The sequence below is a fragment of the Spirochaeta lutea genome (genome assembly GCF_000758165.1).
GTDB classification, from domain to species: Bacteria; Spirochaetota; Spirochaetia; order DSM-27196; family Salinispiraceae; genus Spirochaeta_D; species Spirochaeta_D lutea.
Window position 1 is genome coordinate 61,337 of the sequence record NZ_JNUP01000029.1, and the last position, 23,806, is coordinate 85,142.

25 protein-coding genes are annotated in these 23,806 nt (G+C 56.7%); 6 read left to right on the forward strand and 19 right to left on the reverse strand.

Features of this window, described 5'->3' with window-relative positions; all coding sequences use genetic code 11:
• Position 1: 1 nt before the first annotated feature.
• Complete coding sequence (locus DC28_RS03830; protein WP_037546118.1) at positions 2-844, reverse strand: RsmE family RNA methyltransferase; 843 nt, start codon at positions 842-844, stop codon at positions 2-4.
• 14 nt (positions 845-858) lie between these two features.
• Between DC28_RS03830 and DC28_RS03835 the strand changes: the two genes are divergently transcribed.
• Complete coding sequence (locus DC28_RS03835; RefSeq protein WP_037546119.1) at positions 859-1,560, forward strand: hypothetical protein; 702 nt, start codon at positions 859-861, stop codon at positions 1,558-1,560.
• Between the two features lie 136 nt (positions 1,561-1,696).
• Here the strand turns inward: DC28_RS03835 and udk are convergent, their stop codons facing one another.
• Positions 1,697-2,305: a uridine kinase gene (gene udk, locus DC28_RS03840; protein WP_037546122.1), complete on the reverse strand. Its 609-nt coding sequence runs from the start codon at positions 2,303-2,305 to the stop codon at positions 1,697-1,699.
• A gap of 29 nt (positions 2,306-2,334) precedes the next feature.
• Here udk and DC28_RS03845 point away from each other — a divergent pair, with 29 nt between their 5' ends.
• Positions 2,335-3,096 carry an arginyltransferase gene (locus tag DC28_RS03845; protein WP_052078421.1) on the forward strand — a complete coding sequence of 254 codons (762 nt, stop codon included), beginning with the start codon at positions 2,335-2,337 and terminating at the stop codon, positions 3,094-3,096.
• A gap of 19 nt (positions 3,097-3,115) precedes the next feature.
• Here DC28_RS03845 and DC28_RS03850 read toward each other — a convergent pair whose 3' ends face one another.
• From DC28_RS03850 to DC28_RS03860, 3 genes are all read right to left on the reverse strand, one after another.
• Entirely contained in the window at positions 3,116-4,435 is a 1,320-nt protein-coding gene (locus tag DC28_RS03850; RefSeq protein ID WP_238565759.1) for an O-acetylhomoserine aminocarboxypropyltransferase/cysteine synthase family protein, read from the reverse strand.
• Positions 4,436-4,485: 50 nt separating this feature from the next.
• Positions 4,486-5,406 carry a cysteine synthase A gene (gene cysK, locus DC28_RS03855; RefSeq protein ID WP_037546124.1) on the reverse strand — a complete coding sequence of 307 codons (921 nt, stop codon included), beginning with the start codon at positions 5,404-5,406 and terminating at the stop codon, positions 4,486-4,488.
• Positions 5,407-5,473: 67 nt separating this feature from the next.
• Positions 5,474-6,670 carry an OmpA family protein gene (locus DC28_RS03860; RefSeq protein WP_037546126.1) on the reverse strand — a complete coding sequence of 399 codons (1,197 nt, stop codon included), beginning with the start codon at positions 6,668-6,670 and terminating at the stop codon, positions 5,474-5,476.
• A 646-nt stretch (positions 6,671-7,316) separates the two neighbouring features.
• Here DC28_RS03860 and DC28_RS03865 point away from each other — a divergent pair.
• Positions 7,317-7,775, forward strand: coding sequence for a DbpA RNA binding domain-containing protein (locus tag DC28_RS03865; RefSeq protein ID WP_037546129.1), 459 nt, complete (start codon positions 7,317-7,319; stop codon positions 7,773-7,775).
• A 207-nt stretch (positions 7,776-7,982) separates the two neighbouring features.
• On the opposite strand, the gene DC28_RS03870 is transcribed toward DC28_RS03865, so the two are convergent.
• A complete protein-coding gene (locus tag DC28_RS03870) occupies positions 7,983-9,203 on the reverse strand; it encodes a hypothetical protein (RefSeq protein WP_037546132.1) in 1,221 nt (406 codons plus the stop codon).
• A gap of 70 nt (positions 9,204-9,273) precedes the next feature.
• On the opposite strand from DC28_RS03870, the gene DC28_RS03875 reads away from it, so the two are divergent.
• Entirely contained in the window at positions 9,274-9,939 is a 666-nt protein-coding gene (locus DC28_RS03875; RefSeq protein WP_052078422.1) for an MBL fold metallo-hydrolase, read from the forward strand.
• Between the two features lie 17 nt (positions 9,940-9,956).
• On the opposite strand, the gene DC28_RS15215 is transcribed toward DC28_RS03875, so the two are convergent.
• Together DC28_RS15215 and DC28_RS03885 are read right to left on the reverse strand one after the other, a co-directional pair.
• Positions 9,957-10,394: a hypothetical protein gene (locus DC28_RS15215; protein ID WP_052078423.1), complete on the reverse strand. Its 438-nt coding sequence runs from the start codon at positions 10,392-10,394 to the stop codon at positions 9,957-9,959.
• Between the two features lie 187 nt (positions 10,395-10,581).
• Positions 10,582-10,938 (reverse strand): TraR/DksA family transcriptional regulator, encoded by a 357-nt coding sequence (locus tag DC28_RS03885; protein WP_037546136.1) that lies wholly within the window; start codon positions 10,936-10,938, stop codon positions 10,582-10,584.
• 157 nt (positions 10,939-11,095) lie between these two features.
• Between DC28_RS03885 and infA the strand changes: the two genes are divergently transcribed.
• Positions 11,096-11,314, forward strand: a complete 219-nt coding sequence (gene infA, locus DC28_RS03890) for a translation initiation factor IF-1 (protein ID WP_037546139.1) — start codon at positions 11,096-11,098, stop codon at positions 11,312-11,314.
• Positions 11,315-11,393: 79 nt separating this feature from the next.
• On the opposite strand, the gene DC28_RS15220 is transcribed toward infA, so the two are convergent.
• From DC28_RS15220 to DC28_RS03935, 9 genes are read right to left on the reverse strand one after another with little or no spacing between them, the layout of a single operon-like run.
• Positions 11,394-11,903, reverse strand: coding sequence for a Smr/MutS family protein (locus DC28_RS15220; RefSeq protein WP_052078424.1), 510 nt, complete (start codon positions 11,901-11,903; stop codon positions 11,394-11,396).
• Positions 11,904-13,946 carry a tetratricopeptide repeat protein gene (locus DC28_RS03900; protein WP_081941907.1) on the reverse strand — a complete coding sequence of 681 codons (2,043 nt, stop codon included), beginning with the start codon at positions 13,944-13,946 and terminating at the stop codon, positions 11,904-11,906. It lies immediately after the preceding gene.
• Positions 13,895-14,485: a tetratricopeptide repeat protein gene (locus DC28_RS15225; protein ID WP_052078425.1), complete on the reverse strand. Its 591-nt coding sequence runs from the start codon at positions 14,483-14,485 to the stop codon at positions 13,895-13,897. Before DC28_RS15225 ends, DC28_RS03900 begins: the two co-directional genes overlap by 52 nt.
• Positions 14,482-15,474, reverse strand: coding sequence for a vWA domain-containing protein (locus tag DC28_RS03910; protein WP_037546143.1), 993 nt, complete (start codon positions 15,472-15,474; stop codon positions 14,482-14,484). The genes DC28_RS15225 and DC28_RS03910 overlap by 4 nt, the downstream gene beginning before the upstream one ends.
• Complete coding sequence (locus DC28_RS03915; RefSeq protein ID WP_037546146.1) at positions 15,471-16,472, reverse strand: VWA domain-containing protein; 1,002 nt, start codon at positions 16,470-16,472, stop codon at positions 15,471-15,473. Before DC28_RS03915 ends, DC28_RS03910 begins: the two co-directional genes overlap by 4 nt.
• Positions 16,469-17,425, reverse strand: a complete 957-nt coding sequence (locus DC28_RS03920) for a hypothetical protein (protein ID WP_037546148.1) — start codon at positions 17,423-17,425, stop codon at positions 16,469-16,471. Before DC28_RS03920 ends, DC28_RS03915 begins: the two co-directional genes overlap by 4 nt.
• Positions 17,422-18,297 (reverse strand): DUF58 domain-containing protein, encoded by an 876-nt coding sequence (locus DC28_RS03925; RefSeq protein WP_037546149.1) that lies wholly within the window; start codon positions 18,295-18,297, stop codon positions 17,422-17,424. Before DC28_RS03925 ends, DC28_RS03920 begins: the two co-directional genes overlap by 4 nt.
• On the reverse strand, positions 18,298-19,293 hold the full coding sequence (locus DC28_RS03930; protein WP_037546151.1) for an AAA family ATPase: 996 nt from the start codon (positions 19,291-19,293) through the stop codon (positions 18,298-18,300). It lies immediately after the preceding gene.
• 12 nt (positions 19,294-19,305) lie between these two features.
• On the reverse strand, positions 19,306-20,589 hold the full coding sequence (locus tag DC28_RS03935) for a bifunctional ornithine acetyltransferase/N-acetylglutamate synthase (RefSeq protein WP_037546152.1): 1,284 nt from the start codon (positions 20,587-20,589) through the stop codon (positions 19,306-19,308).
• Between the two features lie 94 nt (positions 20,590-20,683).
• Here DC28_RS03935 and DC28_RS03940 point away from each other — a divergent pair, with 94 nt between their 5' ends.
• On the forward strand, positions 20,684-21,472 hold the full coding sequence (locus DC28_RS03940) for a uracil-DNA glycosylase family protein (RefSeq protein ID WP_052078427.1): 789 nt from the start codon (positions 20,684-20,686) through the stop codon (positions 21,470-21,472).
• On the opposite strand, the gene DC28_RS03945 is transcribed toward DC28_RS03940, so the two are convergent.
• Both DC28_RS03945 and DC28_RS03950 read right to left on the reverse strand, forming a co-directional pair.
• Positions 21,436-22,458 carry an endonuclease/exonuclease/phosphatase family protein gene (locus DC28_RS03945; protein WP_156104565.1) on the reverse strand — a complete coding sequence of 341 codons (1,023 nt, stop codon included), beginning with the start codon at positions 22,456-22,458 and terminating at the stop codon, positions 21,436-21,438. The genes DC28_RS03940 and DC28_RS03945 overlap by 37 nt on opposite strands.
• Before the next feature lie 354 nt (positions 22,459-22,812).
• A complete protein-coding gene (locus tag DC28_RS03950) occupies positions 22,813-23,760 on the reverse strand; it encodes a phosphoribosylaminoimidazolesuccinocarboxamide synthase (protein WP_037546156.1) in 948 nt (315 codons plus the stop codon).
• Positions 23,761-23,806 lie beyond the last annotated feature (46 nt).

Consider the following 23,806-nt stretch of genomic DNA (forward strand, 5'->3'; position numbering starts at 1 on the left):
CTTAGGTACCCTCCCGGTACTGGACGGCTAATGCGGCGGCGTACAAACCCGCCATCTCGGTACGCCATATCCGCCGGCCCAAACCGGCAGCAGCGAACCCCTTTGCCGAAAAGGCCTGAATCTCCCGTTCCGTCCAGCCCCGCTCCGGCCCCACGGCAATCCGCAAAACCCCATCAGTCGGATCAGTCCCGGCCATACCCATGCTCAACACCCGATGGAGGGCCGGTATCCCCTCTCCCAGATGCAGTACAAACCGGGAGCCCGGGGCTGGGTTTGCCCCAGGAACCGGGCCGGTCTCTCGGCTATGCTGCCGGGCCTCCGTACCGTCCAACCAGGCGTCCCCGCCCCGGGGCATCCCGGGTTCCAAGGAGCCGAGGTAATCACCCACAGACCAAAACCGCCGAACCTCGGGCAGGTCGCAGCCCCCTCCTTGGCTCGCCCCGTCCAACAAATCCTCCCGCCAGAGCTCCTGGTTCCACACCTTAGAACTGAAGTACGACTTTTCCCCCAAATCGGTTCCGCAGACCGAAATCCTCCCCACCCCCAGGGTAGCCAGATCCCTGCACAACCGCCGCAGCACCGGCGGCCGAGGATGGCCCAGAATGAGCTCCACAGCCACCAACCCCGGCCCCGGCTCCAGCTCATCCTTCCCCGGAAAATCGAGTTCCAGGCTCTGTTTGCTGAGACGGAGCACCCGGGCCGTTCCCAGTCCCCCGCCCACAAGGCCCACCCGTATCTCCTGGCCGGCCTTGAGCCCGAGGATCTGCCGGCAGTGGATGTATCGCCGGTCTTCTGATTTAATAGGGAATCCCCACTCTTGGGGATGGAAAAGCAGTACATTCATGGTTGGAGGTATATATGAAAAATCACCCGTCATCTACCCGATCCGGCCTGGTCTTCCTCGCCTTTTTAGTCCTCCCAGTCCTTCCCCTCTGGGGCGAGGGTGATTCCAAGACCCCTGGCTCCGGCGCGTCCTCTGAAATCCCCCCGGAAGGCAGTAGGTTGATTTCAGCCCAGGAGCTGGACCTCCAGGTCCGTTCCATGGCCACCCTGACCCTGGCTGAAATTCAGGTAGGGGATATACTCACCTACTCCGAAACCCTGGCCCTCTACAATGCCCAGCAGCAGTTTTTGCGCAAAGTCCGGGGCCTCAGCTACATCCTGCCTGGATTAGGCCATTTCCCCCAGGGTTCGATCCTTGAGGGCAGTTTCTTTTTAGCCGGCGATCTGGCCATTACCGCAGGCATCCTCCTGGTAACCCATGCCCTGCTGCCTGCCTCGGTACAGTATCCCGCCCTGGATTATTTCCAGTCACCCTACTCCACCGTTAAAACAGCCTGGGAAAACCTAACCTTGGTAAGCATACTGCCGTCGGCAGGCTTCCTTGCCGCGGGATCCATCGCCCAGTGGTTTTACCGGAGTTGGGCAGCGAACCGGGCACAGAGCATCGCCCGGCAGCGGATCGCTGAGGGAGAACAAACCTTTACCGTCCGCCCCATGGTTGATCTATCCCGGGGCCTTTTCATGGGGCTTTCAGTGCATCATGAGAGCGGGAACTAGGACAGACATACCAAGGTTTTCCAAAACGGCTGGGTGATTTTGGGATGCGCGGTGGCGGGAACACCCGCCCGCTCCCCCGGGTCGCTTCCCAACCTCGGACAGCTGGCAGCCATCACTGCGGATACCCGCCGCCTCGCTAGACGAGGCCGGACATAAAACTTGCCAACACATCCAGGGCCGCCTTATTATTCCCTCCTTCAGGAATAATAAGATCAGCGAAGGCCTTGGTAGGCTCAGTAAACTCGTAGTGACCCGGACGTACCACATCCATGTACTGGGAAATAACCGATTCCATAGTACGGCCGCGTTCGATCATATCCCGTTGAAGTCGGCGGATAAACCGGATGTCATCCGGGGTATCCACGTAGATTTTTAGGTCCATGAGCTCCCGCACCGCCTTCTCAAAATAGATCATGATGCCTTCCACCACCACAATCGGTTTCGGTTCAACGGTCACCCGCTCTTCCCTGCGACGGTGGTGAACAAAATCATACATAGGCATCTGGATTGGCTTACCCTGTTTCAGAGTCTTGAGTTGCTCCACCAGAAGCTCGGTATCAAAGGCGGAGGGATGGTCAAAGTTGAAGGCAGTAATGTTTGTATTGCTGATATACTCAGCGGAGCGGTAGTAGTTATCCTGGGGAATACATACAAAATCAGGAAGCACCTCGCCGATTTTACGAACAATCGTCGTCTTTCCCGAACCCGAGCCGCCGCCGATTCCGATTATTTTTACCTGATCCATATGGGAAATCAGTATATACTAGGCCATCCATGAATGTACAGATTTTTACCCAACATGCTGGCACCTGCCCCTACCTTCCCCGCCGGCAGTGGCATATTCATCGATTTGAAGCCCCATCCATCCCCGAAGGCTACTATGAGCAGCTGATCTCCAGAGGTTGGCGCCGTAACAGCACCATACTGTACCAAAATTGCTGCCCTACCTGTGCCAGATGCATTCCCCTACGGGTGTCCTCCCCGGACTACAGGCCCTCCAAAAGCCAGCGCCGGGTCATCCGGCGCAACACCGACCTCTCGGTATCCATCCGGCGACCCGAATACCGGGATGAGCACTTTGATCTGTACTGGCGCTACCAGCAAAACCGCCATCCCGGGGATTACCAGACCAGCCTGCCCCTCTCGGAGGAAGAGCAGGCCTTTAAAGAATTCTTCTGCACCTCCAACATAGACACAATTTGGATGGAATATCGAAATCCCCAGGGCCGGCTTCTGGGCCTGGGCCTGGTAGACCTGCTGCCCCGGAGCCTTTCCAGTGTGTACTTCATCTTTGAACCCCAGGAAGGGCGCAGAAGCCTGGGAACCTTTTCAATTATTTCGGAGATCCTCACGGCCCGCAACCTTGAGAAACCCTGGCATCACCTTGGCTTCTGGGTTCCCGGAAGCCCGAAAATGGAATACAAGGCCGAGTTTCTACCCCATCAGGTCCTTGGTCCCGGAGGCTGGCAATGGCGGCATAAAAAAACGGACCCGGTACCTCTGCCCCGGATCCGCAATGAGGTTTCCCTCCAATAATCAATCTACGTCAAAGCATCTAAATCCCTGAAAGGGCCTGTTCGATATCAGCAATAATATCATCCACATGCTCAATACCGATGGATAGCCGCACAAGCTCCGGCCCGATACCGGCCTCAACCTGCTGCTCAGGGGACATTTGACTGTGGGTCGTACTGGCCGGATGGATCGCCAGGCTCTTGGCATCCCCCACATTGGCCACCAAACTGAAGAGCTTCAGTGAATTGATGAAGGTTTCGCCGCCTTCACGCCCTGAGGTAACCCCGAAAACCACCATCCCCCCGTACCCGGGTTTCAGGTATTTCTTCGCGTTCCCCGCGGTTTCGCTATCATCCAATCCGGGATAACTCACCCAGGACACCTTTTTATGTCCCTTCAGATACTTCGCCACCTTCAAGGCATTCTCGCTGTGGCGCTCCATGCGGAGATGCAGGGTCTCCAGCCCCTGGAGGAAAAGCCACGCGTTATCTGGGGTTATGGCCGCTCCCAGATTCCGCAGGGGAACAAGACGCATTCTCATAATGTAGGCTACGGGACCCAAATCACCCAGATCATGGGCATACCGCAGACCGTGGTAGCTGCCGTCGGGCTCGTTCATGGTTACGAACTTCGGGTCCTTCCAGTCAAAGGTGCCTGAATCCACCACAATCCCCCCAAGACCCGTACCATGGCCGCCGATCCACTTGGTAAGGCTGTGTACCACGATATCCGCCCCAAACTCGATGGGCCGGCAGAGATAGGGTGTGGCAAAGGTATTGTCCACAATCAGAGGCACCCCGGCCTCATGGGCAACCTTGCTGATTCCCTGCAAATCCGGCACCTTCAGGGTAGGATTATCGATGGTCTCAAAAAACACAGCGCGGGTCTTCGGATTGATAGCCGCCTTCAATTCATCCAGATTCAGGGGATCAACAAACCGCACGGTAATACCGTAGCTGGGCAGAATGTCGTTAAACATCGTATAGGTGCCCCCGTAGAGATTACGGGAAGAAACCACCTCGTCTCCCGCTACTGCAATATTAATAATGGAGTAAAAAATCGCGCTGGTTCCCGAAGCCAGGGCCAGAGCCGCCGCTCCGCCTTCCAGGGCCGCCACCCGCTTCTCCAGAATATCCTGGGTGGGATTCATAAGCCGGGTGTAGATAAACCCCAGCTCTTTCAGGTGAAAAAGATTCGAGGCATGCTCGGAATCCCGGAAATTAAAGGCTGTACTTCTGGAAATCGGAACCGCGCGGCTGGGATTTTCCTGCCCCGGTTCATAGCCCTCGTGAACTGCCTGTGTCTCAAAATGTGTGCTGCCCATGGCATCCTCCTTATTTATGTCCATGCTTGTGTCCATACATGCGCCCCTTCCCAAGCCGGCCGACCTCGAAGGGCTGGTTTCATTACCTACTCAAACAACCAGGTGCTCAGGTACCGCTCCCCGGTGTCGCAAATCAGGGTAACGATGGTCTTACCCGCGAATTCCTTCCGCTTGGCAAGCTCCAGCGCGGCCCAGACATTCGCTCCGGCGGAAATCCCCCCCAGAACCCCTTCAACCCGGGCCAAACTCCTGCTGGTCTCTCCGGCTTGAACCGCAGAAACCTGAATTACCTCATCGTACAGGGATGTATCCAATACCTGGGGTACAAACCCCGCACCGATACCCTGGATCTTGTGGGGACCGGGGCTGCCGCCGGACAATACCGGGGATGAATCCGGCTCCACCGCCACGATCCGAATCTCCGGGTTCAATTCCCTCAGTCGTCCCCCTGCTCCTGTGAGGGTTCCCCCGGTACCTACCCCCGAAACAAAGGCATCAACCTGTCCCTGGGTATCCCGCCAAATCTCTTCCGCCGTGGTTTTCCGATGCACCAAGGGATTGGCCTGGTTCTCAAACTGCCGCGCCATAAACGCCCCGGGGGTCGACTCCACAATCTCCCTGGCCCGCCTGACCGCACCGTTCATCCCCTCTCCACCGGGGGTCAGCTCCAGCTCGGCCCCGAAGGTCTTCAGCAAACGCCGGCGCTCTATGCTCATGGTCTCAGGCATTGTCAGGACTACCCGGTAGCCCTTCACCGCACCGATATACGCCAGGGCGATTCCCGTATTTCCGCTGGTGGCTTCCACAATGGTAGCACCCGGCCCGAGAACCCCTTCCTTCTCAGCCTGTTCAATAATACTCAGCCCGATCCGATCCTTCACACTAGAGAGTGGGTTGTAGGACTCCAGCTTCACCAACACCCGGGCATCCAGGCCTTGGGTCATCCCCCGGAGCTCCAGGAGGGGTGTATTTCCCACCAGATCTAAAATTGAAGTATATAATGCCATTTCCCTCTCCTTGTTCCTAAACTTAATATAGTCGCTTGAGTTTGTCCAGTTAAATGGGGCTCAAATGTTAGTTTTCTAATATGGTGATTTCAACGCGCCTGTTCATCCTACGCCCTTCCTCGGTACGGTTGTCCCCTAGGGGATCCGCCGCCCCCAATCCTTGATACATCATCTGATCCTGCTTCCGTGCCCCCAAATCCAAAAGGAACTGACCAACCGCCCGGGCCCTGGCCTGGGAAAGCTCAAGCCTGCCGGCCTCTGTTCCGGCGAGGGCCGTATGACCTGTTACCAAAATATCCCGGTCGGGAAAACTCTGAAGAATTCGGGCGATCTTCTCCAGCTTCAGTGCCTCGGTTTCGGCTAACCGGGCGCTATCCGCACTGAACTGAATATTCTCCATCACAATGGAAATACCGTCCTCCACATCCCGCACACCAACATCCTCCAGCCCAAGCTCCCGGGCCTGGTCCTCGATGCTCCGCCGTGCCTCAGCGCGGTCCAGGGGAGTGCTTTGAATCACCCGTGCCTGGGCATCCCCTCGGAAGGTCGCCCGGGATCCATCCGCCAGCACCAGGGTCAGCTCATAATCCTCCCGGTAAAAGACCGGCATACCCATCCGATTATCCCAATACAGTTCCTGGGAGCTGCTGCCGGTAACCAACTGGGGGTTGGTAGAGGGTATTCGGGGTAATCCGGTGGGATAGTAGATCCGGTAATCAATGAGAATCAAATCATACTCTACCCCGTCCAAGGCAGCCTTGCCCTGGTATCGATAACTCACGGGCATGGTAAATCGAAAGGGCCGGTCCAGATTGAATCCGCTTCGTAGATCATGAACCTCCCGCCCCGGCGCAGACCAGGTTTCTCCGGGCTGCACATCCCGCTGGGGAAACACCGGCACATCCTGAACGGTGGGCACGTAATACTCCTCCGGAACCTCCATGTATCCCAGGACATCACGGTAAAACTCCGCAGAGTAGGAGCGGTCGTACTCATACACTCCCTGGGCATGGTTGCTTTGAACCGAATTCTGGTATTCCAGGGAAAAGTTCGCTCCCCGGTCATCCAGGGCCTCTACCGCCACCTGTATCTTATTCAACTGAAAGGAGCTGTTCACCAGCTGGTCATCCAGTAACACCTCCTGATTTACCTCGGATAGCACCCGGTACTGCTGCCCTTCATAGGCGCGATACCTGAACACCTCCCCCGGTACCTGCCAGACCGTCACTGTAGTGAGTATCAGTATCAACCCTATCCGCTTCATGGGATTCCTCCTGGCCGAACAACGATTTCCGACGCTGCCGGTCCCCCTACGGGTAATGTATTGCGCAAAAGGTTGTAAACGACACCGGATATAGCGGGGTGACCTATGAATCCACCCATGGGTGGTGTCGCCGGGGTGCAAAGTTACAACCTTTTGCGTACTAGTAAGGGTAACCCATCCCAGGGGCCGGGGAAAGAGGATTTCTTGACAAAGCCTTAGTGCAAGGCTATGGTATTTTTTGAATCGCGCGAGGACAGTTGCGCCAATACTGCCGGTACCCCCGGTACTTGGGCCCCGTGGCCCATGGTAACCACCCGGTCCCGGCAACAATGAGGAGGTATCACCAAGGTTAGGATTATATGCAATAGGTTTTGATTTACTATCATTTCATTCGTTTTGAACTGTAGCCCGGTGCATCGTTGCACTAGCCCGATGGATCCTGGGCGCCGGAACCCTGACAACCGCATCCCCTCCCGGAGGCAGCTGCCCAAGAGGACGATGCCATTTTTCGAGCCATCAGCTCTTACAGGGACTTATTCCGCATTTGAACAGCCGGAATGCTGTGCAGTACAGTTTATAGAATCACATTCAGCCGGTTCAGACCAATACAACCCTGAGCACCAGGCTTATTCACAGGAGATTTTACATGAGCAAGAACGCATCCATTAACGAAGATGCCTTACAGGCCCAGTTAGAGGGCATAATCCGGGATATCCAAGAAAACGAAGATCCCGAAGAAATGAACGCCTATCGGGCAGCATTTCGAAAAAACGTTTCTTTTTTTAACCGCAGCTATGTGGCTGCATACCTACTGAAGTATGCCAAGGGTCAACGCCCCTCACCCCGCAAGAGTACCCGGACAGACCTGGTCACCCTTTTTGTGGGCATCGGGAAGAGCCGGCGGGTATTCCCCCGGGATCTGGTAGGACTCATCCTTGAACACTGCGGAGGCAACAAGGATGACATCGGGAATATCAAAATCCTTGATAACTACTCCTTCGTAGATATAGCGCCCCAGTACGCTGAAGAGATCATTGCCGCGTTGAACGGAACGTCCTACCGAGGGCGCAACCTCAATGTTAATTACGCTAAGAAGAAAGACTAGGAACCCCACGAGAATCTGCCCCGAGAAGCACACCACCACAATGGGGTGACTGCCCTGGGGGCGCCCGGACAGCCGGTCAATCCCAGGTTGGGTCCAACCCTAGGATTGCCGGGTGCTCCGGTAATCCTAGGCCGGACTATTCAGGCGGAACCCGCCGCGCTGCCCGGCCCTATTCGCCATACCGGGCAAGGGTGAAGCGCTCCCGGATTATCCGAGAACCTTCAGGGTCTGCCACAGAATCCACACCACCAGAGCCTCATTCAGCGCCAAGCCAATCAAAAAATACAGGATACCCAGGGTCTCCTTCCGTTCCGCAGCAACCTGACAGCCCTGCAGCAGGGCTAACGGCTTGCCGGGGATACATACCCGTTCAACCATGGGATCACTATGCCGATGACCCCGGAGATCCTCATCCCTTGGTTCAAAGACCAGCCCCCAATAATCCTCGCCCCCGGATTCCGGGACCACAATACTGCTCTGGCGGACTTGGTAGCCCTGTTCGACCAGACCCGGCAATTCCTCCTGGGTTATCCGCCGGACCCGGTACATCCGGCCCTGGCCTGTCAGCTGCCTAAAAAAATCATCGTCCCCGGCCGACTCCAGCATCCCCCTCAGGCCCCTGGACCCGGTCTGAAAATCCGGGTAGAAGGTAACCACCGGAAGTGCGATAACATCACGTTCGGCCCGCAGTAGGCGCCCCTGATTCCAGTATCGCCGGTAAAGGAAGTAGAAAATAAGTCCCGGGGGAAAAAGCGGGAGGATAGGAACCAAGGATCCGGAAAGACTCACCGCCAGCCAAAACCGCTGAATTTGCAGCCCGCTCAAGGACAAACTCAGCAAAAGGTAGAGGAGCGCCCCGACCAGAAGGGACGCAGGGGTCATCTTATTCCAGAATTCGTTTCGCTGCCTGGCACTCCATACGGACCAGTAGAGGAAATTCTGGGGCTCCTCCTCAAAAAGCACCACCGTCATGGGATTATCCGGGGTGTTTTTGAAACACAGCCGGCCGTTTTTCTGAATCGAAAGGGTACCGAAAACGAAAAACAGCGATCCCTCTGCCAGGCTGCTGATGGACGACCAGCTCATACTCTTCGGAGCCGACCCCTCCTCCGGGGAACCGTCCGCCAGGGGGTGGCCGGAGAGAACCGCGATGTCCGTATCCTCAATGACCACGGGAATGCGCATCTGTCCGCCCTCAAGCCAGATGATACCCTCTCCCTCTATCGCCTCAAGGCGTCCGAAAAACCTGCACCGGCTTCCAGGCTCCACAGTATCCAGATGTTCCAAGGAGAGCAGGGGAAAAGACCGGGAGGAGAGTATAGCCTGCCTAAAGAGCCGCCACCGCCTGCGGACCCTCAGGGCTCCGTAACCGGGGATGAGCACATAAAATACTATAGTAATAGAAAATAAGGCTAACAGTACAATCATTGTTTTTCTTGTATAAGCATAGATTTATCCGTATGCTATAGCCATGGTTGAACGACTTATCATAGGCCCAATGTATACTAACACATACATCGTTTCCATTGCTAAAAAAGAATGCATCGTCATTGATCCCGGCGCCGATCCGGGGTTTATTAAAGCGAGTTTAGACAAGATCAACATGACCCCTAAAGCAATCATCTTTACCCATGGCCACATTGATCACACCTCCGGAGCAAAGGCCCTGCAGCGGGCGTACAAGGAAAAAGAACCCAACCTCCTGGTATGGATGCATGAGGCTGATTTTCCCTTCCTTGATCCCGACAATAGTCAGCGCGATCAATTAAACCGCCTCTTTCTCCCGGGAGATAACCCCGAGGCTGACAGGGTCTTCGAGGATCTGTACCAGGATCTCCCCCATATAGACAGCTTTCTTTCCCATGGCGATATAATCCCCGAAACCGATCTCCAAGTGATTCATACCCCGGGACACACTCCGGGGAGTATCTGTCTGTATTCAGAAGAACGCAGCGCTCTATTTACCGGAGACACCCTATTCTTCGATGCCATCGGCAGGTCGGATTTTCCCGGGGCCGATGAACAGGTCCTGATGGAGAGTATTCAGACCAAGCTCCTGGTGTTACCCCATGAAACCCGCATATTCCCCGGTCATGGACCGTTTTCGACCATCGAGCGTGAGTTGCGTGATAATCAGATGAAGACAGATCATGGAATGTTGTAGACCGGCCGGGCAGCCCGTTACGCTACCAGGTTGATCATTCCCGTAGAGAATCCGGTTCCCGATTGGGCAAAGGCGGTACCGAACTGTTGTTGGAGTTTTGGCAGCCCCGACTGAAGGGTGTTTTGCAGCTGCTGGGCATAGTCTGCGATCATGGCGTCCAGGGCCTCGTCCGAAAGCCCGCTGGACCGCTCTACCCCAAGATCATCGGCCTGATTGTTGCGTTGTTTGATCTGAGCCAGACGGTCGATGAGAGTATCCAACATCCGTGCTTTTGATATGGAATACCCCGGGGAGCCGGCCGGGGCAGGAACAGCTTCAATGTGCTTAAATTGGGCGTATACCGAGTAGTTCTGAACCGGTAGGGCGATTTTTCCCCCGGAGAATCGGGGACGCATCATCTGGGCTACCGAAAGACTTGAGGCATGGAGCTGTTTGAGTTCCTGTAATCCTTCCATACCATACTAATCGGTATAATGTTCCAGGAAAATTAGGATAGCAATGCGGATTTTGGCTTATTTATTGGGCCTTTTGCACACTTCACAAACAACATCGGCCAGATCGGCGCATCTGTTATAAAAACAACCGCCCCCTGAACAACTGGGTTGACAGGGGGCGATCATACTAGGGCCTGTACCGAGGTACCTACCGGTTTCTCCGGTCCAGCTCAGCCTGATACTCCATGGTATACAGGGCGTAGGGAATAGCCTCTAGGCGTTCCTTAGGAATAGGTTTGCCCGTCCCCAAGCAGAATCCGTATTTTCCGTTCTCAATGCGGGACAACGCCGCATCAATCAGTCGAAGCCGCTTCATATCCTGGGCGCTCAAAGCATTGAGAAGTTTCTTGTCGATATCCGAACTGGCTACATCTACCAGATCCTTGAGGTCATTGGAGGCGGCAATCTCCCGGAAGTCCTCGTCCTCGTGTATGAGATTCTCAATTATCTCCTGCTTCATCTCCAAAAGCTTCGTTTTCATCTGTTGTACAAAATCCTGATCCATTTGCACTCCTTTCGGGGTTCTGCCTCAAAAAAGCGGACAAACAGTGCAATAAAAGAACTAAAAAGTCAACATGTTGACAAAGCAATTTACATATCCTACTATGTGGCGGAAACTTACAGCACAAACATCTGTACAGTTAACACGCTAAGGAGGCCAAGTGGCTAAAGAAGAAGCAATTGAGGTAGACGGCATAGTTAAGGAATCTTTGCCGAACACAATGTTCCGTGTAGAGTTAAAGAACGGTCATGTTATCCTGACCCATCTCTCCGGAAAAATGAGAAAGCACTATATCAGAATTGTACCGGGAGACCGTGTTAAGGTTGCCCTCTCGCCCTACGACCTAACCAGGGGACGTATCATTTACCGCGAGCGCTAAGAGCCCCGCGGATTTTACTCACCAGACAACAAACCAAGGATCCCAACCCTATCACGTAGTAAAACAGGGTTCGGGCCCCTCATCTCCTCTGACGTTTCAGTATCACCCAGGTTGCGCCGCTGCCGCCCTCGCGCCGGGTGGCGTACCCCCTGGCTCCCGCAGCCTTCCAGGTCTCTAAAAATTGATGGAGCCATATGCGCAACACCCCGCCGTGGGTGGAGTGATTTCCCTTCCCGTGAATTATGAGAACCTTCCCCATACCCTGACTCTGACAGCGCCGTAGAAAGGCGCTCACCAGGCCTTCAGCCTCCTCCACCGTGAAACCGTGAAGATCCAGGGTATCCTCCACAGGCATGTCATCGGGGCGCAATGCTCTGCCTTCCCCGAGACGGTAATCGGCGTCCTTCGGGGTATCGGGCAGGTAGGAATCAAGGGCATCCTCAAACCTGGGGGCCTTCTTAGGAGGGTGTTTAGGGTGATTTGACTGTCCGCCCCCCATTCCACCCCCGGAGGCCTCGGAACGGAGCGGTTTCCGACGGCGCATGTGTTCCCAGGTTTCTAAAATCTCATCAAAATTACTGCTGGACATCTACTTCTCCAAGCCAATCAGCTGCTGGGTTTGCATCCATCCCGAAAGCCCGTAGGAGGTCTCCAGGAGGACGTAGGTACCCGAGGTCGTTTTATACCGCACCGAGGTTCCCCCGGGCAGGGCCAGCCAATCGGCAGCCCCCTCTTCGGGAATCTTTTTCAGAATCCCCTGGGGCCCCCGTACAATTGCCATGTCTTCGGTAATTCCCCGGTCGTACAATACAATCCCCGTAATAGACCCGGCCAAGACGACAAGTAATAGGGAGGTAACAACGGTCTTGATGGGATTTCCCCGAGCGAACCACAGGGGAATAAAGAGCAGAAGCAGCGACCCGCTAACCAACACCAGAATGAATAGACTGTCTCCCCGGGGAACCAGGGGAATGCTGTGTTGACGATCGAGCCCCGAGGTAGCCTGTAGAACCCGTAGCGACTCAATCAGTTCCTCATCTCGGGGAGACCGGCGCAGGGCCTGTCCTAGGTAGTACACCCCAAGATCCCGGGAGCCTAGGGCGGCCTGAATAACCCCCACATTATGGAGCACCCCGGGATTCTCAGGATACTGGGATTCCAGGAACTGGTAGAACTCCAGAGAGGCGGTATAATCACCCTCAAGAAAGGCCTGATGGGACTGTTCTAACCCGGCCTGATGCTCCAGGGCAATACCAGGCGCCATGGCCGCACCGCTTAGCAGGGCGATAAATACTGCCATGCCCGCTAGTACCTTCCCCGGTTTCGGTCGGACCCGGGGCTTTCGCCGCCGTGTCCGGAAACGTATCCCCACCCCTAGGAAGAGAAAGGGAATAAACACTAGGTAGGCCTCAGCACGCCGGTAGAGAAACAGGAGGTTGTATTCCATCACCCGTTCCGGCGGTAGCAATCGTAGCCCCTGCCGGTCCGTGCTCTCTGGTGAAACGACAACCGGGGTGATGTCCGCGGTTAACACCCGGGCAGGCAGCCCCTCAATCCGGGCCGACTGGGGATTGTACCAACCCATGGACGGAATCCGGACCTGCAGCCTCCCGGACTGGCCGGCCTGAATTTGGTACGTAATCTCCCGGTAGCCTCGATATCCAGCCTCATGGGGTGTCAACCGGAAGGTTTCATTGGAGCTTATAGCCTGAGACCCCTCAATTTGGGGCTCGGGAAGCTGAAGAAAGTTGAGATTGCCTGTTCCATCAAGCCGCAACCGAAGCACCGCCGTATCCCCTGGATTAAGACTTGGGGGACTTAGTTCGCTGGTCAGACTGAAACTTCCCACAGCACCCCCGGCTACCCCGTCCTCCGGAAGGCTCTCCGCCGTCAGGGTTACCCCGGGAGCCGCCACCCGGTTTCCGTCCACCAGGACCTGAGCTCCGGGAATGGTAATGCCGCCGCTCCGGGAGGGCGTAAGGATAAACCCCGCCATGGGAAACCGATGGAGGGTAATTCCCCCCAGGGTATTGCTCACAGCGGTTCCTAAACCGCTTACTTCTTCAAAGAGAGCCCCCTGGGGCTGAGAGAACTGAAGGCCCTCGGGCAGCCGGTATTCGGGCATCTTCCCCAGCATAAGGACTACACCGATGCTCTGCCCCTCTACCAGGGTCTGGGTGGGGACAACCCACTCCAACACTGGTGGAATGAATCCCTCACGATCCTGGGCTATACCGATCCGTTGACCCGAGAGGGAGTATTCCCGTCCCCCCCAGGTAATCTGCACTCCGGGAATATCCCACCAGCCTGGCCGGTCTGCCCTGAGGTACCAGGTTATCCCGGGTGAGGTTCCCCCGGTTACCTCAGGGCCGAAAATAAGACTTATCCCAGGGGGAAGCACCAGGGGGCCTACCACCGGTGCGTCTTGAACCGGAAGATTCTGGTCCGGCAATGGAACCTCCAGGGTAAAGCGCAGCCCGGTGCGCAGGGATTGGGGATTAATCTGGGAACTCAAGAGAATTCCAGAACCTTCCTGGGCATGGAGCAAACCTCCGATGCTGAGAAGGAGAATAAGGGTTACTACCAATCCAGAACCGAGGGATCGGACTCCACCTGTTGGGTGTTGAACCATACCTGTTCCTCCCTTCTCCGCAGATAATCAAAAATTCGCAAGGTGTTTCCCGAGGGTTCCTGTCCCTCCGGAAGGGCTCCCTGGTCCGCCTGTACCCCGCCGGACTGGCCGCCTGGCAGAGCCCTGAGCTTAATCGAGGTGAGTTCAAGATTTCGTTTTGCCGGAACGCTCTGGGGCTGAATTTTCAGGGCCTGGATGAACATATCCCGGGCCTCCCGGTACTGCCCCTGGGTGTAGTAATACACGCCCTTGTTAAAAAGGATCTTGAAAAGAAGCTCCGGGTCGGGGGTTACGGAAGCGGTCTGCCATAGATCCAAAGCCGGACCGAACTCCCCGAGGGCGTAATAGACATTCGCCAAATTATAGGCTACCGCCTCACCATCCTCGGGAATATCCAGGTTCTCCAGGTAGAGTACCGTTGCCACCTGGTAATCCCCTTGATCAAAGGCGTAGTTAGCCCGGAGGATATCCACCTGGGGCTGGGAGGCACTGCAACCGGTCAGAATAATTCCAAGGATCACCACCGTCAGGCCTCTCATAGGATCCTCCTGAACCGAAGGCTCACCGTCAGGATATACCCTAACAAAAAGATGAGGGAAACACCCATCATCAGGCTATGTCTGCTGATACGCTGAAGGCGGAAGCCCTCCATATTACGGGTTTGCTCAATACCCCGGATGTACTCGCTCATGCCTGCATATCCGGTGGTACCGTCAATGTGAATAAATCCGCTGTCACTCACCCCAGCCAGCTGTTTAAGAGCCTCGGTGTTCACCCTGGTTACCACCGGCTCCCCGGTCTGGGGGTGGAGCAGCGGCCCTGAATCTCCCAGGGGGATTGTACCGCCCTGGACGCTGCCCAGGGCAACGGCAAGCACCGGAATCCCCGAACGCTCCAACCGAGGCACCACCGCCTCCAGAGAACCGGTGAGGGATTCCCCATCGGTAAGCAGGATGATCACTCGGTGGCGGTTACTGCCCTGGGGAAAGGCGCCGACGGCTGCCTCCAGGGCGGTTTGAATGTTCGTGCCCGGACTGGAAAGCAGCCCCGGCCCCAGGTAGGAGAGAACATGCTCCATAGCATAGCCGTCCTCGGTCATAGGTATCATGGATAGGGGAGAACCGCTGAAGGCTAACAGGGCATACCGGGCGGATTGGAATTCCTGCACCAATCCCCGGACGATATCTCGGGCGACCTGCATTCTGCTGGGAGGCAGATCCTGGCTGAGCATACTCCTCGAAACATCCACGGCGAACACAAGGTCCAATTGACTACGGTCCTCCTCCACCGGCGCATCGCCCCAGCTGAGTCCCGATAGGCTCAGAATCCCCCCGGATACAAACAACAGCAAAAACACCGTGGAAATGAGCCACTTCACGAAGAATACATGGTTTGCCTCGGGGGCCGACCAAGCCCCCCCTATGCGCTCCAGATTTCGCCTGCTGCGTTGAAGGTGGACGATCTGAAGAATCCCCAGGGGAATAAGGATCAGAAACCACCACAGTGTCGAGGGATACAGGACACTCATACTAGGGCCCCCAAGATAAACCGGGGAAGGAGAATGCCTGCCATGACCAAGATCATACCAACCAGCATGATAGGCCGGTGGAGGGGTTCCTTACGCACCTGAATCCGGACCCGGGCATCCGAGCGCTCAAGACTGTCAATGGACTGAAACGCAGCCTCCAGAGCCCCCGAACTGGCTGCCTCAAAATATCGACCTCCGGTACTGCCGGCAAGCTCAGCCAGTAGACCGGGGTCAAAACTATCCTGGGCAATACCCCGGAAAATCCTTCCCGTCTGAGGGTCGGTGAACTCCAAGGGCACCTCCCTGGTGCTTCCGATCCCCACGGTGTACAGCCGGATCCCCTGCTCCTGACTGATCCCGGCAGCTGCCTCGGGGGTGATTTCACCGCTGTTATTCTCACCATCCGTCAGGAGGATAATAACCTTATCCTGGGCGGAAGATGGGTTCAGATGGAGATTAGCCAGGGCAAGACCCATTCCGATAGCCGTTCCATCACCCATCTCCCGTATATGGGTATCCTCCAGGGCCTGGTGAAACACCTGATAATCCGTGGTAGGAGGCACCTTGAGTCCTGCCTGGGTGCCGAAAACGGCTAACCCCACGGGGTCGTTCTGCCGACGCCGTACAAAATCCCGAATGGTCTGTTTGGCCGTTTGCAGCCGGGTGATACCGGGCTGATCCTGGGCTGCCATGCTGGGACTCACATCAAGAACAAACATAATATCCACCCCGCGGCTGAGAAATACCCGTTCCCGCTGAACCCGGACCGGGCCGGCCATGGCGATGATGAGCAGTACCGTACCAATCCAAAACAGGATGGTCATAAACCCGGAAAAAAACCGCTGGATGGTCATGGGGTTTGAAAACCCTCCCCCCCTCCAATTGGTGAAGGCAAAGGTTACCGTACCGCCCCGGCCCTTCCAAAGATGGCGGATATAGATTAGGGGGATTATAACCAGGATGAGCCCCAACCACCCCGGTGAATCTAGGGAAATCATATACCCTCACCCTCCCGGTGCTGTTGCTGGTCCTCCCGGCGACGCCGGCGTTCAAGAGTTTCCATACGCATAATAATCTGTTCTGCCTGATCAAGATGACTCATTCTTCCGGTAATAGTACTGGGAAGGTTGGCGAATTTCACCATGTCTCCATGGAGAAACATCCTGGTCAGGGCCTTCCTATCATCGGTGTTATGAACCAAGGAGTCGAAAACCTGCTCAAGCTCCCGGGTGGTAAGGGAAAATGCACTGATGGCAAAGCGAGAACCCAGATAGGCTCTGATCTCATCCAGCAGGCGAATGTAGAATTCACGGCCGTGCATACTATCCGCACTGCTGCGAAGCCCCCGGATATGACGGATGGCACGCCGAAAAGGCCTGCCCTCCCTATACACGGCGATAATCCGCTTCAATCCGAGGCGGCCCCACCGGAAAATGGTTAACCAGATTAGGGGGATTAATAGCACTGCCCCGGCTGCCATCACCAGGAAGGCCTGGGTACCGGGCAAAAGAACCTGATCCCTCGGCCCCTCGAGCTCCGCCCCCTCGGATTCCAGGCTGGAACTTACCGAGATACTCAACTCTTCCAGCACCAGGGGACCAAGGTTCAGCGCCGGCAAAGTCAGGGTACCGGTTTGATAGGCCACAAACCGTATCCGCAGCTCCCGGGCGTTACCCTGGTCGAGAAGCCTCATACTGAGAATCTCCCCCCAGGTGGCTCGGGGCAGCTCCTGGGGAACGGCGACCTCCTGAATCTGGGGCGACCGGATGGTGACCCGCAGTTCTACCTCATCTCCTACATAGTAGATGGGGGGAAGAAACAGCATATTGGAAAGGTTGTAATCCTGGGCCGTCAGGCCAGGGGCTGCACCCAAAAGAGCTGCAAGCAGGAATCCCCAAACAAGAAGCCGGGCTGCGGGGCTTCTCCTGCTCCGGGCCATCTCTCCGGTCATGCCCGCCCCCTGCGCCGCTGGAAGAATTGAAAGAGCTTAATAACCGGATCATCCCCGGCGGAAACCTCCAGGGGGCTAACGCCCTGACGGCGGCATTCCCTGAACCAGGCTTGGCGTTGATTTTGCCAATGCTCATGGTATGCCCGGCGGAAATGATGGTTTTTCCCCGAGGCGGTGATGGTCTTACCGGTTTCAGCATCCTGGAGGGTCACCAGACCGACCCGGGGGAACTCCTGTTCATCCGGACTGGCCAGGCGTATGGCGATAACATCGTGTCTGCGGGCGAGCAGACTCAGATCCTTCTGGTATCCGCTGGTTTTAAAGTCGGAAATGACGATGCAGATGCCCCGGCGTTTCAGGGCCTCGCTGGTGGTCCGCAAGGCCTGGGAGAGGTTCGAGCCCCTGCCCCGGGGCGTAAAGTCGATCATATCCTGGATGAGCCGGAAGGCATGGCGTTTCCCCTTCATGGGAGGAACCCAATGCTCTATCCGGTCGGAGAAGAACACACCGCCGACCTGGTCGTTGTTGTTCACCGCCGCAAAGGTGAAGATGGCAAAGAGGACCTCCATGATCTCTCGGAGGTTATGTGCCCCGGAAGCCTTGAGGACGCTGGGCGATACATCGGCAATTAAAAAAAGGACGAGTTCCCGCTCCTCCCGGAAGGTTTTTGTATACACCCCGTTCATCCGGCTGCTCACATTCCAATCTATCAATCGGGGATCATCCCCCTCGGAATACTCCCTCACCTCCGAGAATTCGATGCCCGGCCCCTTGAATACCGAGCGGTAATTCCCCGAGAGCAGGGTTTCCACCAACCGGTTGGAGACAAGTTCGAGATGTTTTATCCGGGCAAGGAGACGGGCAGCGTTCATTTACGGAACGGGAACGGCAGACAACAGGGCTTGAATAACATCATCGGATGTTAACTCATCGGACTCAGCCTCGTAGGACAGATTAATCCGGTGGCGCAAAACCGCCGGGGCCACGTACTTTACATCCTCGGGCACCACATAGGCACGCCCTTCCAGGAGGGCCTTCACCTTGCTGCACCTGAACAGGGCCAGGGTGGCCCGGGGGCTAGCCCCGTATTCGATATACCGGGAATACGCATTGATGGTCTGGCGGCTCTCCCGGCTGGCCGCCACAATAGCCACGATGTATTGCTCAATCCGCTCATCCACCGTCACCATGGCAGCAGTCTCCCGCAGCCGCCGGATATCAGCCTTGAGCAGCTGCCGGTTGAGGGTTACCTCCTGGGGATCCCCGACCCTGCGGAGAATCTCCAATTCTTCCTCCTGGGTTGGATACCGCACCCCGAGTTTCAGGATGAAGCGGTCAAGCTGGGCCTCGGGTAAGGGATAGGTACCCTCCTGCTCGATGGGGTTTTGGGTTGCCAGGACAAAGAAGGGTTCAGCCAGGGGGTAGGTATTGTCCCCGATGGTAACCTGGTGCTCTTCCATAGCCTCTAGCAGTGCCGACTGAACCTTCGCGGGAGCCCGGTTGATCTCATCAGCCAGGATGATATTGGAGAATACCGGTCCCTTTCGGGGAATAAACTCCCCGGTCTGGGGACGGTAGATCATGGTGCCCGTCAGATCTGCGGGCAGCAGATCCGGAGTAAATTGAATGCGTTTAAAACTTGCATCAATGACCTCTGCCATAGACCTGATAGCCAGGGTCTTCGCCAGACCCGGAACACCCTCCAGCAGCACATGCCCACCTGCCAGCAGGCCCATAAACATACCCTCAATCATCTTGGACTGGCCGATAATAACCCTGCCCATCTCATCCAGGGACCGGCGCACCTGATCCCTGGCCCTCTGCACCTGGGCCTCTACCTCTGCGCGGGTAACTTCCTTTGTTTCCATTTCCTGTCCTTTTTAACTGCGGTAATCAGCGTTCTCGTGTACGTACTCGTTACTCAGGTCCGATCCCAGCACCAGGGCCTTCGCATCTCCCTGGTGAAAATCCAGGGTGATTTCAACGGAACGATCATGCTCCGGATAGCCCTTCAGGCGCGGATTCATGGCCGCATCGGTATAGTAGTCCGCCAGGAGGGCTTCTTTTTTCTTGTCCAAGGTAAAGGAACCCCGGTCGAACACCGTCTGCCCCCCGATGGTAATAGTCAATTTACCGGCATCCACGGGCAAATCGTTGTTTCCCAGGTAATCCCCTGCGGCTCCAAGAATCCGGCCCACATTGGGATCGTTTCCGTAGATGGCTGTTTTCACCAAGGGGGAATTAATCACAGCCTTACCGATTCCCCTGGCTTCATCGAAACTCTTCCGGCCAAGCACCGTCAGCTTTATAACATGGCTGGTCCCCTCACCGTTACGCACAATATCCTCCGCCAGGGAAGAACAAAGCTCGCCCAGGGCCTTTTCCAGCTCATTTCTGCCGACCCGCCCCTTACAACCCGATCCCAGGAGCAGGCACATATCACTGGTACTTTGATCCCCGTCAACGGAAATACAATTAAACGTACGGTCGACTACCTGCTGGAGGACCTGCTGGCCTTCCTGGCGGTCAAACGCCACATCGGTTAGAAGGAAGATGAGCATGGTGCCCATATTCGGCTCAATCATGCCGGCACCCTTCGCCAATCCCACCAGGCTGCCATCACCCAGGGGAACCCGGCGTAGCTTCGGATAGCGATCGGTGGTCATCATTGCCTGGGCGACCGGGAGAAGCTGCTCCCCCTGCAGGCTGGCGGTAAGCTGGGGTAAGGCCTCTTCCATATCGGGGACCGGCAGAGACCATCCGATTATCCCCGTGGAAACGGGAAACACCGAGTGCTCCGGAAGCCCCGCCGCCGTGCACAGCCGATTACTGAGGTGCCGGGCATCCTCCACACCGGTCTTGGTACTGACATTGGCTATCTTATTATTAACCAACAAACCCGAGACCGGGCCGGCATCGGCGATACGCTGTCTCCCGATGATAACCGGCGCCCCCGGAAAGGCGTTGCGGGTGAACACCCCGGCTACGCTGTGGGTAGGCTGATCCAGGAGCACACAACCCATATTCATCCGGTAGGGCTCCTGGGTAGGTCGCTCGCTGGGGATAAAAGAAAGGGAGGCAGTCCCGGCCTTAAAACCTTCGGGCATGACTCCCCTTGTTTTCAATGCTTCCAGATAATCCTGCTCATGGTAGTTTGTCGACATGGTACCGTTATACCCCGAAAAATGGGCTTATTCAAGGATGGCTCTCTGTCATCCCGTCTTCCAGGTTTGGAGTGATTTTGATACTGTTACCCCTATGACCCTATCCGACCAACTCATCACCCTGGCTCATCAGCTCTCCCAAACGCTTTCAAACCTTAGCCCAAATCCTCCGGTAAGCCATATCTATAATCCCCTGGACTATGCCCGGGAGGCCTACAATACCTATCTCCGGCGCTTTGCCCGCCAGGAGGGTGTGATTCTGTTTATGGGCATGAACCCCGGCCCCGACGGCATGGCGCAAACAGGCATACCCTTCGGGGCTGTTAACCAGGTTACCCAATACCTCGGTATCACCGAAGGGGTTACCCCCCCCCGAGGGGAGCTGCTGCATCCTAAAAAGCCGGTGACCGCCTTCAAGACTACCAAGATAGAGCCCAGCGGGAACCGCCTCTGGGGATTGTTCCGGGAGCTATTTCCCGACCCCGCTGACTTTTTCAGAGAACACCTGGTCCTGAACTTCTGCCCCCTGTTGTTTCTGAATCAGCGGGGCGCCAATGTTCCGCCCGACAAGCTCCCGGCCCAGGACCGGGGCATAATAACCCCCTGCGATCAGACCATGGCCGAAACCATACGAATCCTGCGCCCCCGGGCCCTGGTGGGCATTGGCAACTGGGCATACCAACGCTTTGTGTCCATCAAGGAAAATTACAACCTGCCAACCCCCGGGGTACACAAGATCCTTCACCCCAGTCCGGCCAGTCCGGCGGCAAACCGGGGTTGGTACAGCCAAGCAGCCAAGGCCCTCTACGGGGACGGCCTCTGGCCCCGGGATTACTATATTCAGGCTCAATCCCTGGAAAACCGCATAAAAACCGGCAAATGATCTGAAAATCCCGTACCTAACCGCTGAATAAAGCCCTTGGGCCGACCCTCCCGGGTCAATAAAAACTCCGGTGCAAAGACCCCATACTCCTCGACCCGCAACCCCGGAGCCTCCCAGGCAGCCCGATTAACCAGAATATGATCAATCCCTTCCCAGGTTCCCTGGTAGAAGTAACTCCCCCCGGGCACCCCGGCCCAAAAGCTATACAACCCTAGGTGCCCGGCTTCGAGCCAAGCCTCGGGGCTCGGGTGCTCGGCCAGGAGCCGAAGCCCGGGAGAACCCCCGGGATAAACCAACCCCAGGGCAGTGGGATAGTCTGCTGTCAGTCCCTCGTTATAGACCTCGTTTAAATCCCCTGCCACCACCATAGCCACCCCAGGGTCTTCGGCCCATACCTCGGCCATACGCCCTGCCAGGGCCCGGGCAGCCGCCAACCGTCCCGGCTCGGTCTGCCGGGCACCGCCGCTCTTGCTCTTCCAATGACAGGCGAAAAGAACCATGGGCTCGTCCCGGAAGCGTAAACCGACCTCGAGGATGGAGCGGTAGCGGGTTCCATCCTGGGTTACCCCCAGGCTACGGTGATAGGAAACCGGCAGGCGGGTTACAACGGCGGTCTGAAGGGCTGACCAGGGATCCTGGGTGGTTAGATACCCGGTGTAACCCAAATCGTGAAGGTACAGCTCGTGGAGATCCTCCAGTACGTCGGGTCCCTCAATTTCATTGAGCACAACAACATCACCGGGCCTCCCCTCTTCGCCGTGGCCCGCCTGACCGGCCTCCCGGATGACCCGGGCCAGCCGGGACAATCTGGTTAGGTACGCCTTGCTATCCCAATGGGCTGAGGCGTAGAAATCGTCAAATTCATGTCCGTGGAATTCGTCATCAAAGAAGGTCTGGGTATTGTAGCTCACCAAAACCATATGATCCCCGGCCTGGCCTGCAACCCCCGGGGGAACACAGGAACTGAGAACGCTCCCTAACGCCATACCGGCAGCCAGACAAAGAACCCGGAAACCCCGACTGAGGAATCCCCCCGGGACGGAGGCGCTCCCCGCCCTTCCCGACCCGGTCCCTCGGAACCCATTACCGATTTCACCCTGCATGCACACACCGCCTTTCCAGACCGGCATCCAAGTCCGCCACGGTGGTTTGAACCATTTGAAGCACCATCCCACCGTGCTGTACGGTGGCGATCGGGCCCGGGACGCTCCGGAGCCTAGGTAAGGCTCGGGGCCGGGCCGTCGTATCAATGGGGCATTTCTCTTCGCCCAGCTCTGACATGGTACCGGGCTGAGCCGTGGCGCCTAACCGTGCCCAGGACGCTCCGGAGCCTAGGGATACTAGGAGTGCTGGTCTGTACCTATACAATCCATGATGATTCGGCGATCTGCTTCAAGGTCGGTAGAAACCGGCTGAAATTCCTGTCCTGTTATGAGTTGAAAGGTCTGGATGTAGCGCTGGGCGAGCTCCAGGATAACCTCCCGGGGAATAACCGGGGCCTCTCCGTCACCGGTAAACCCTTGCTCCATGAGCCATCGCCGGAGGAACTCCTTATCCAGAGACCGCCCGGGCTCCTGGGCGTACCAGTACCGGCTGGAATCCGGGGTATGAATCTCATCAACCAGGATCACCCGTCCCTGGGGGGTAATGCCGAACTCGTACTTGGTGTCCACCAAAATCAATCCCCGGTCGGCAGCGGTGTTCTGCCCGAAGGCGAATAGCGTCAGGGCGTACTCCTCCACGGTCTGCCAAACCTCGGGATCCACCAGTCCACGGTCAAGAATCTCCTGACGGGAAATGGGCTGGTCATGGTCGCCCTGGTCGGCCTTGGTTGAGGGGGTGATAAGGGGTGATTCGAATGCCTGGTTCTCTTCCAACCCCCGGGGGAGCCGGATTCCGGAAATTGCCCTGCCCGCCTGGTAGTCCCGCCACGCGCTGCCAGTCAGGTACCCCCGGACGATTACCTCCACGGGCAGCACCCGGGCCTTGGTTACCAGGGCAGCCCGGCCGCCTACAGGGCGAATCAAGTGATTGGGCACCAGCTGGGCCGTCTCCTGGAGCCAGTACAGGGCGAGGCGGTTTAGGACCTCCCCCTTCAGGGGCACCGAACCCAGTACCCGGTCAAAGGCTGATATCCGATCGCTGGTTATCAGCAAGAGCTGATCCCCCAGGTCTACCACATCTCGCACCTTGCCCCGGTACACCTTCCGGCCTTCCAGGGCAATCCCTGCATCCTCCAGGGAGGTGAACTCCTGCCCCTGGTACTGTTGTAACTCTTCCGGCCTCATCCGGCCACCTCCCGCGCTTGGTCTGGCTCTACCATAGCACAGGGCC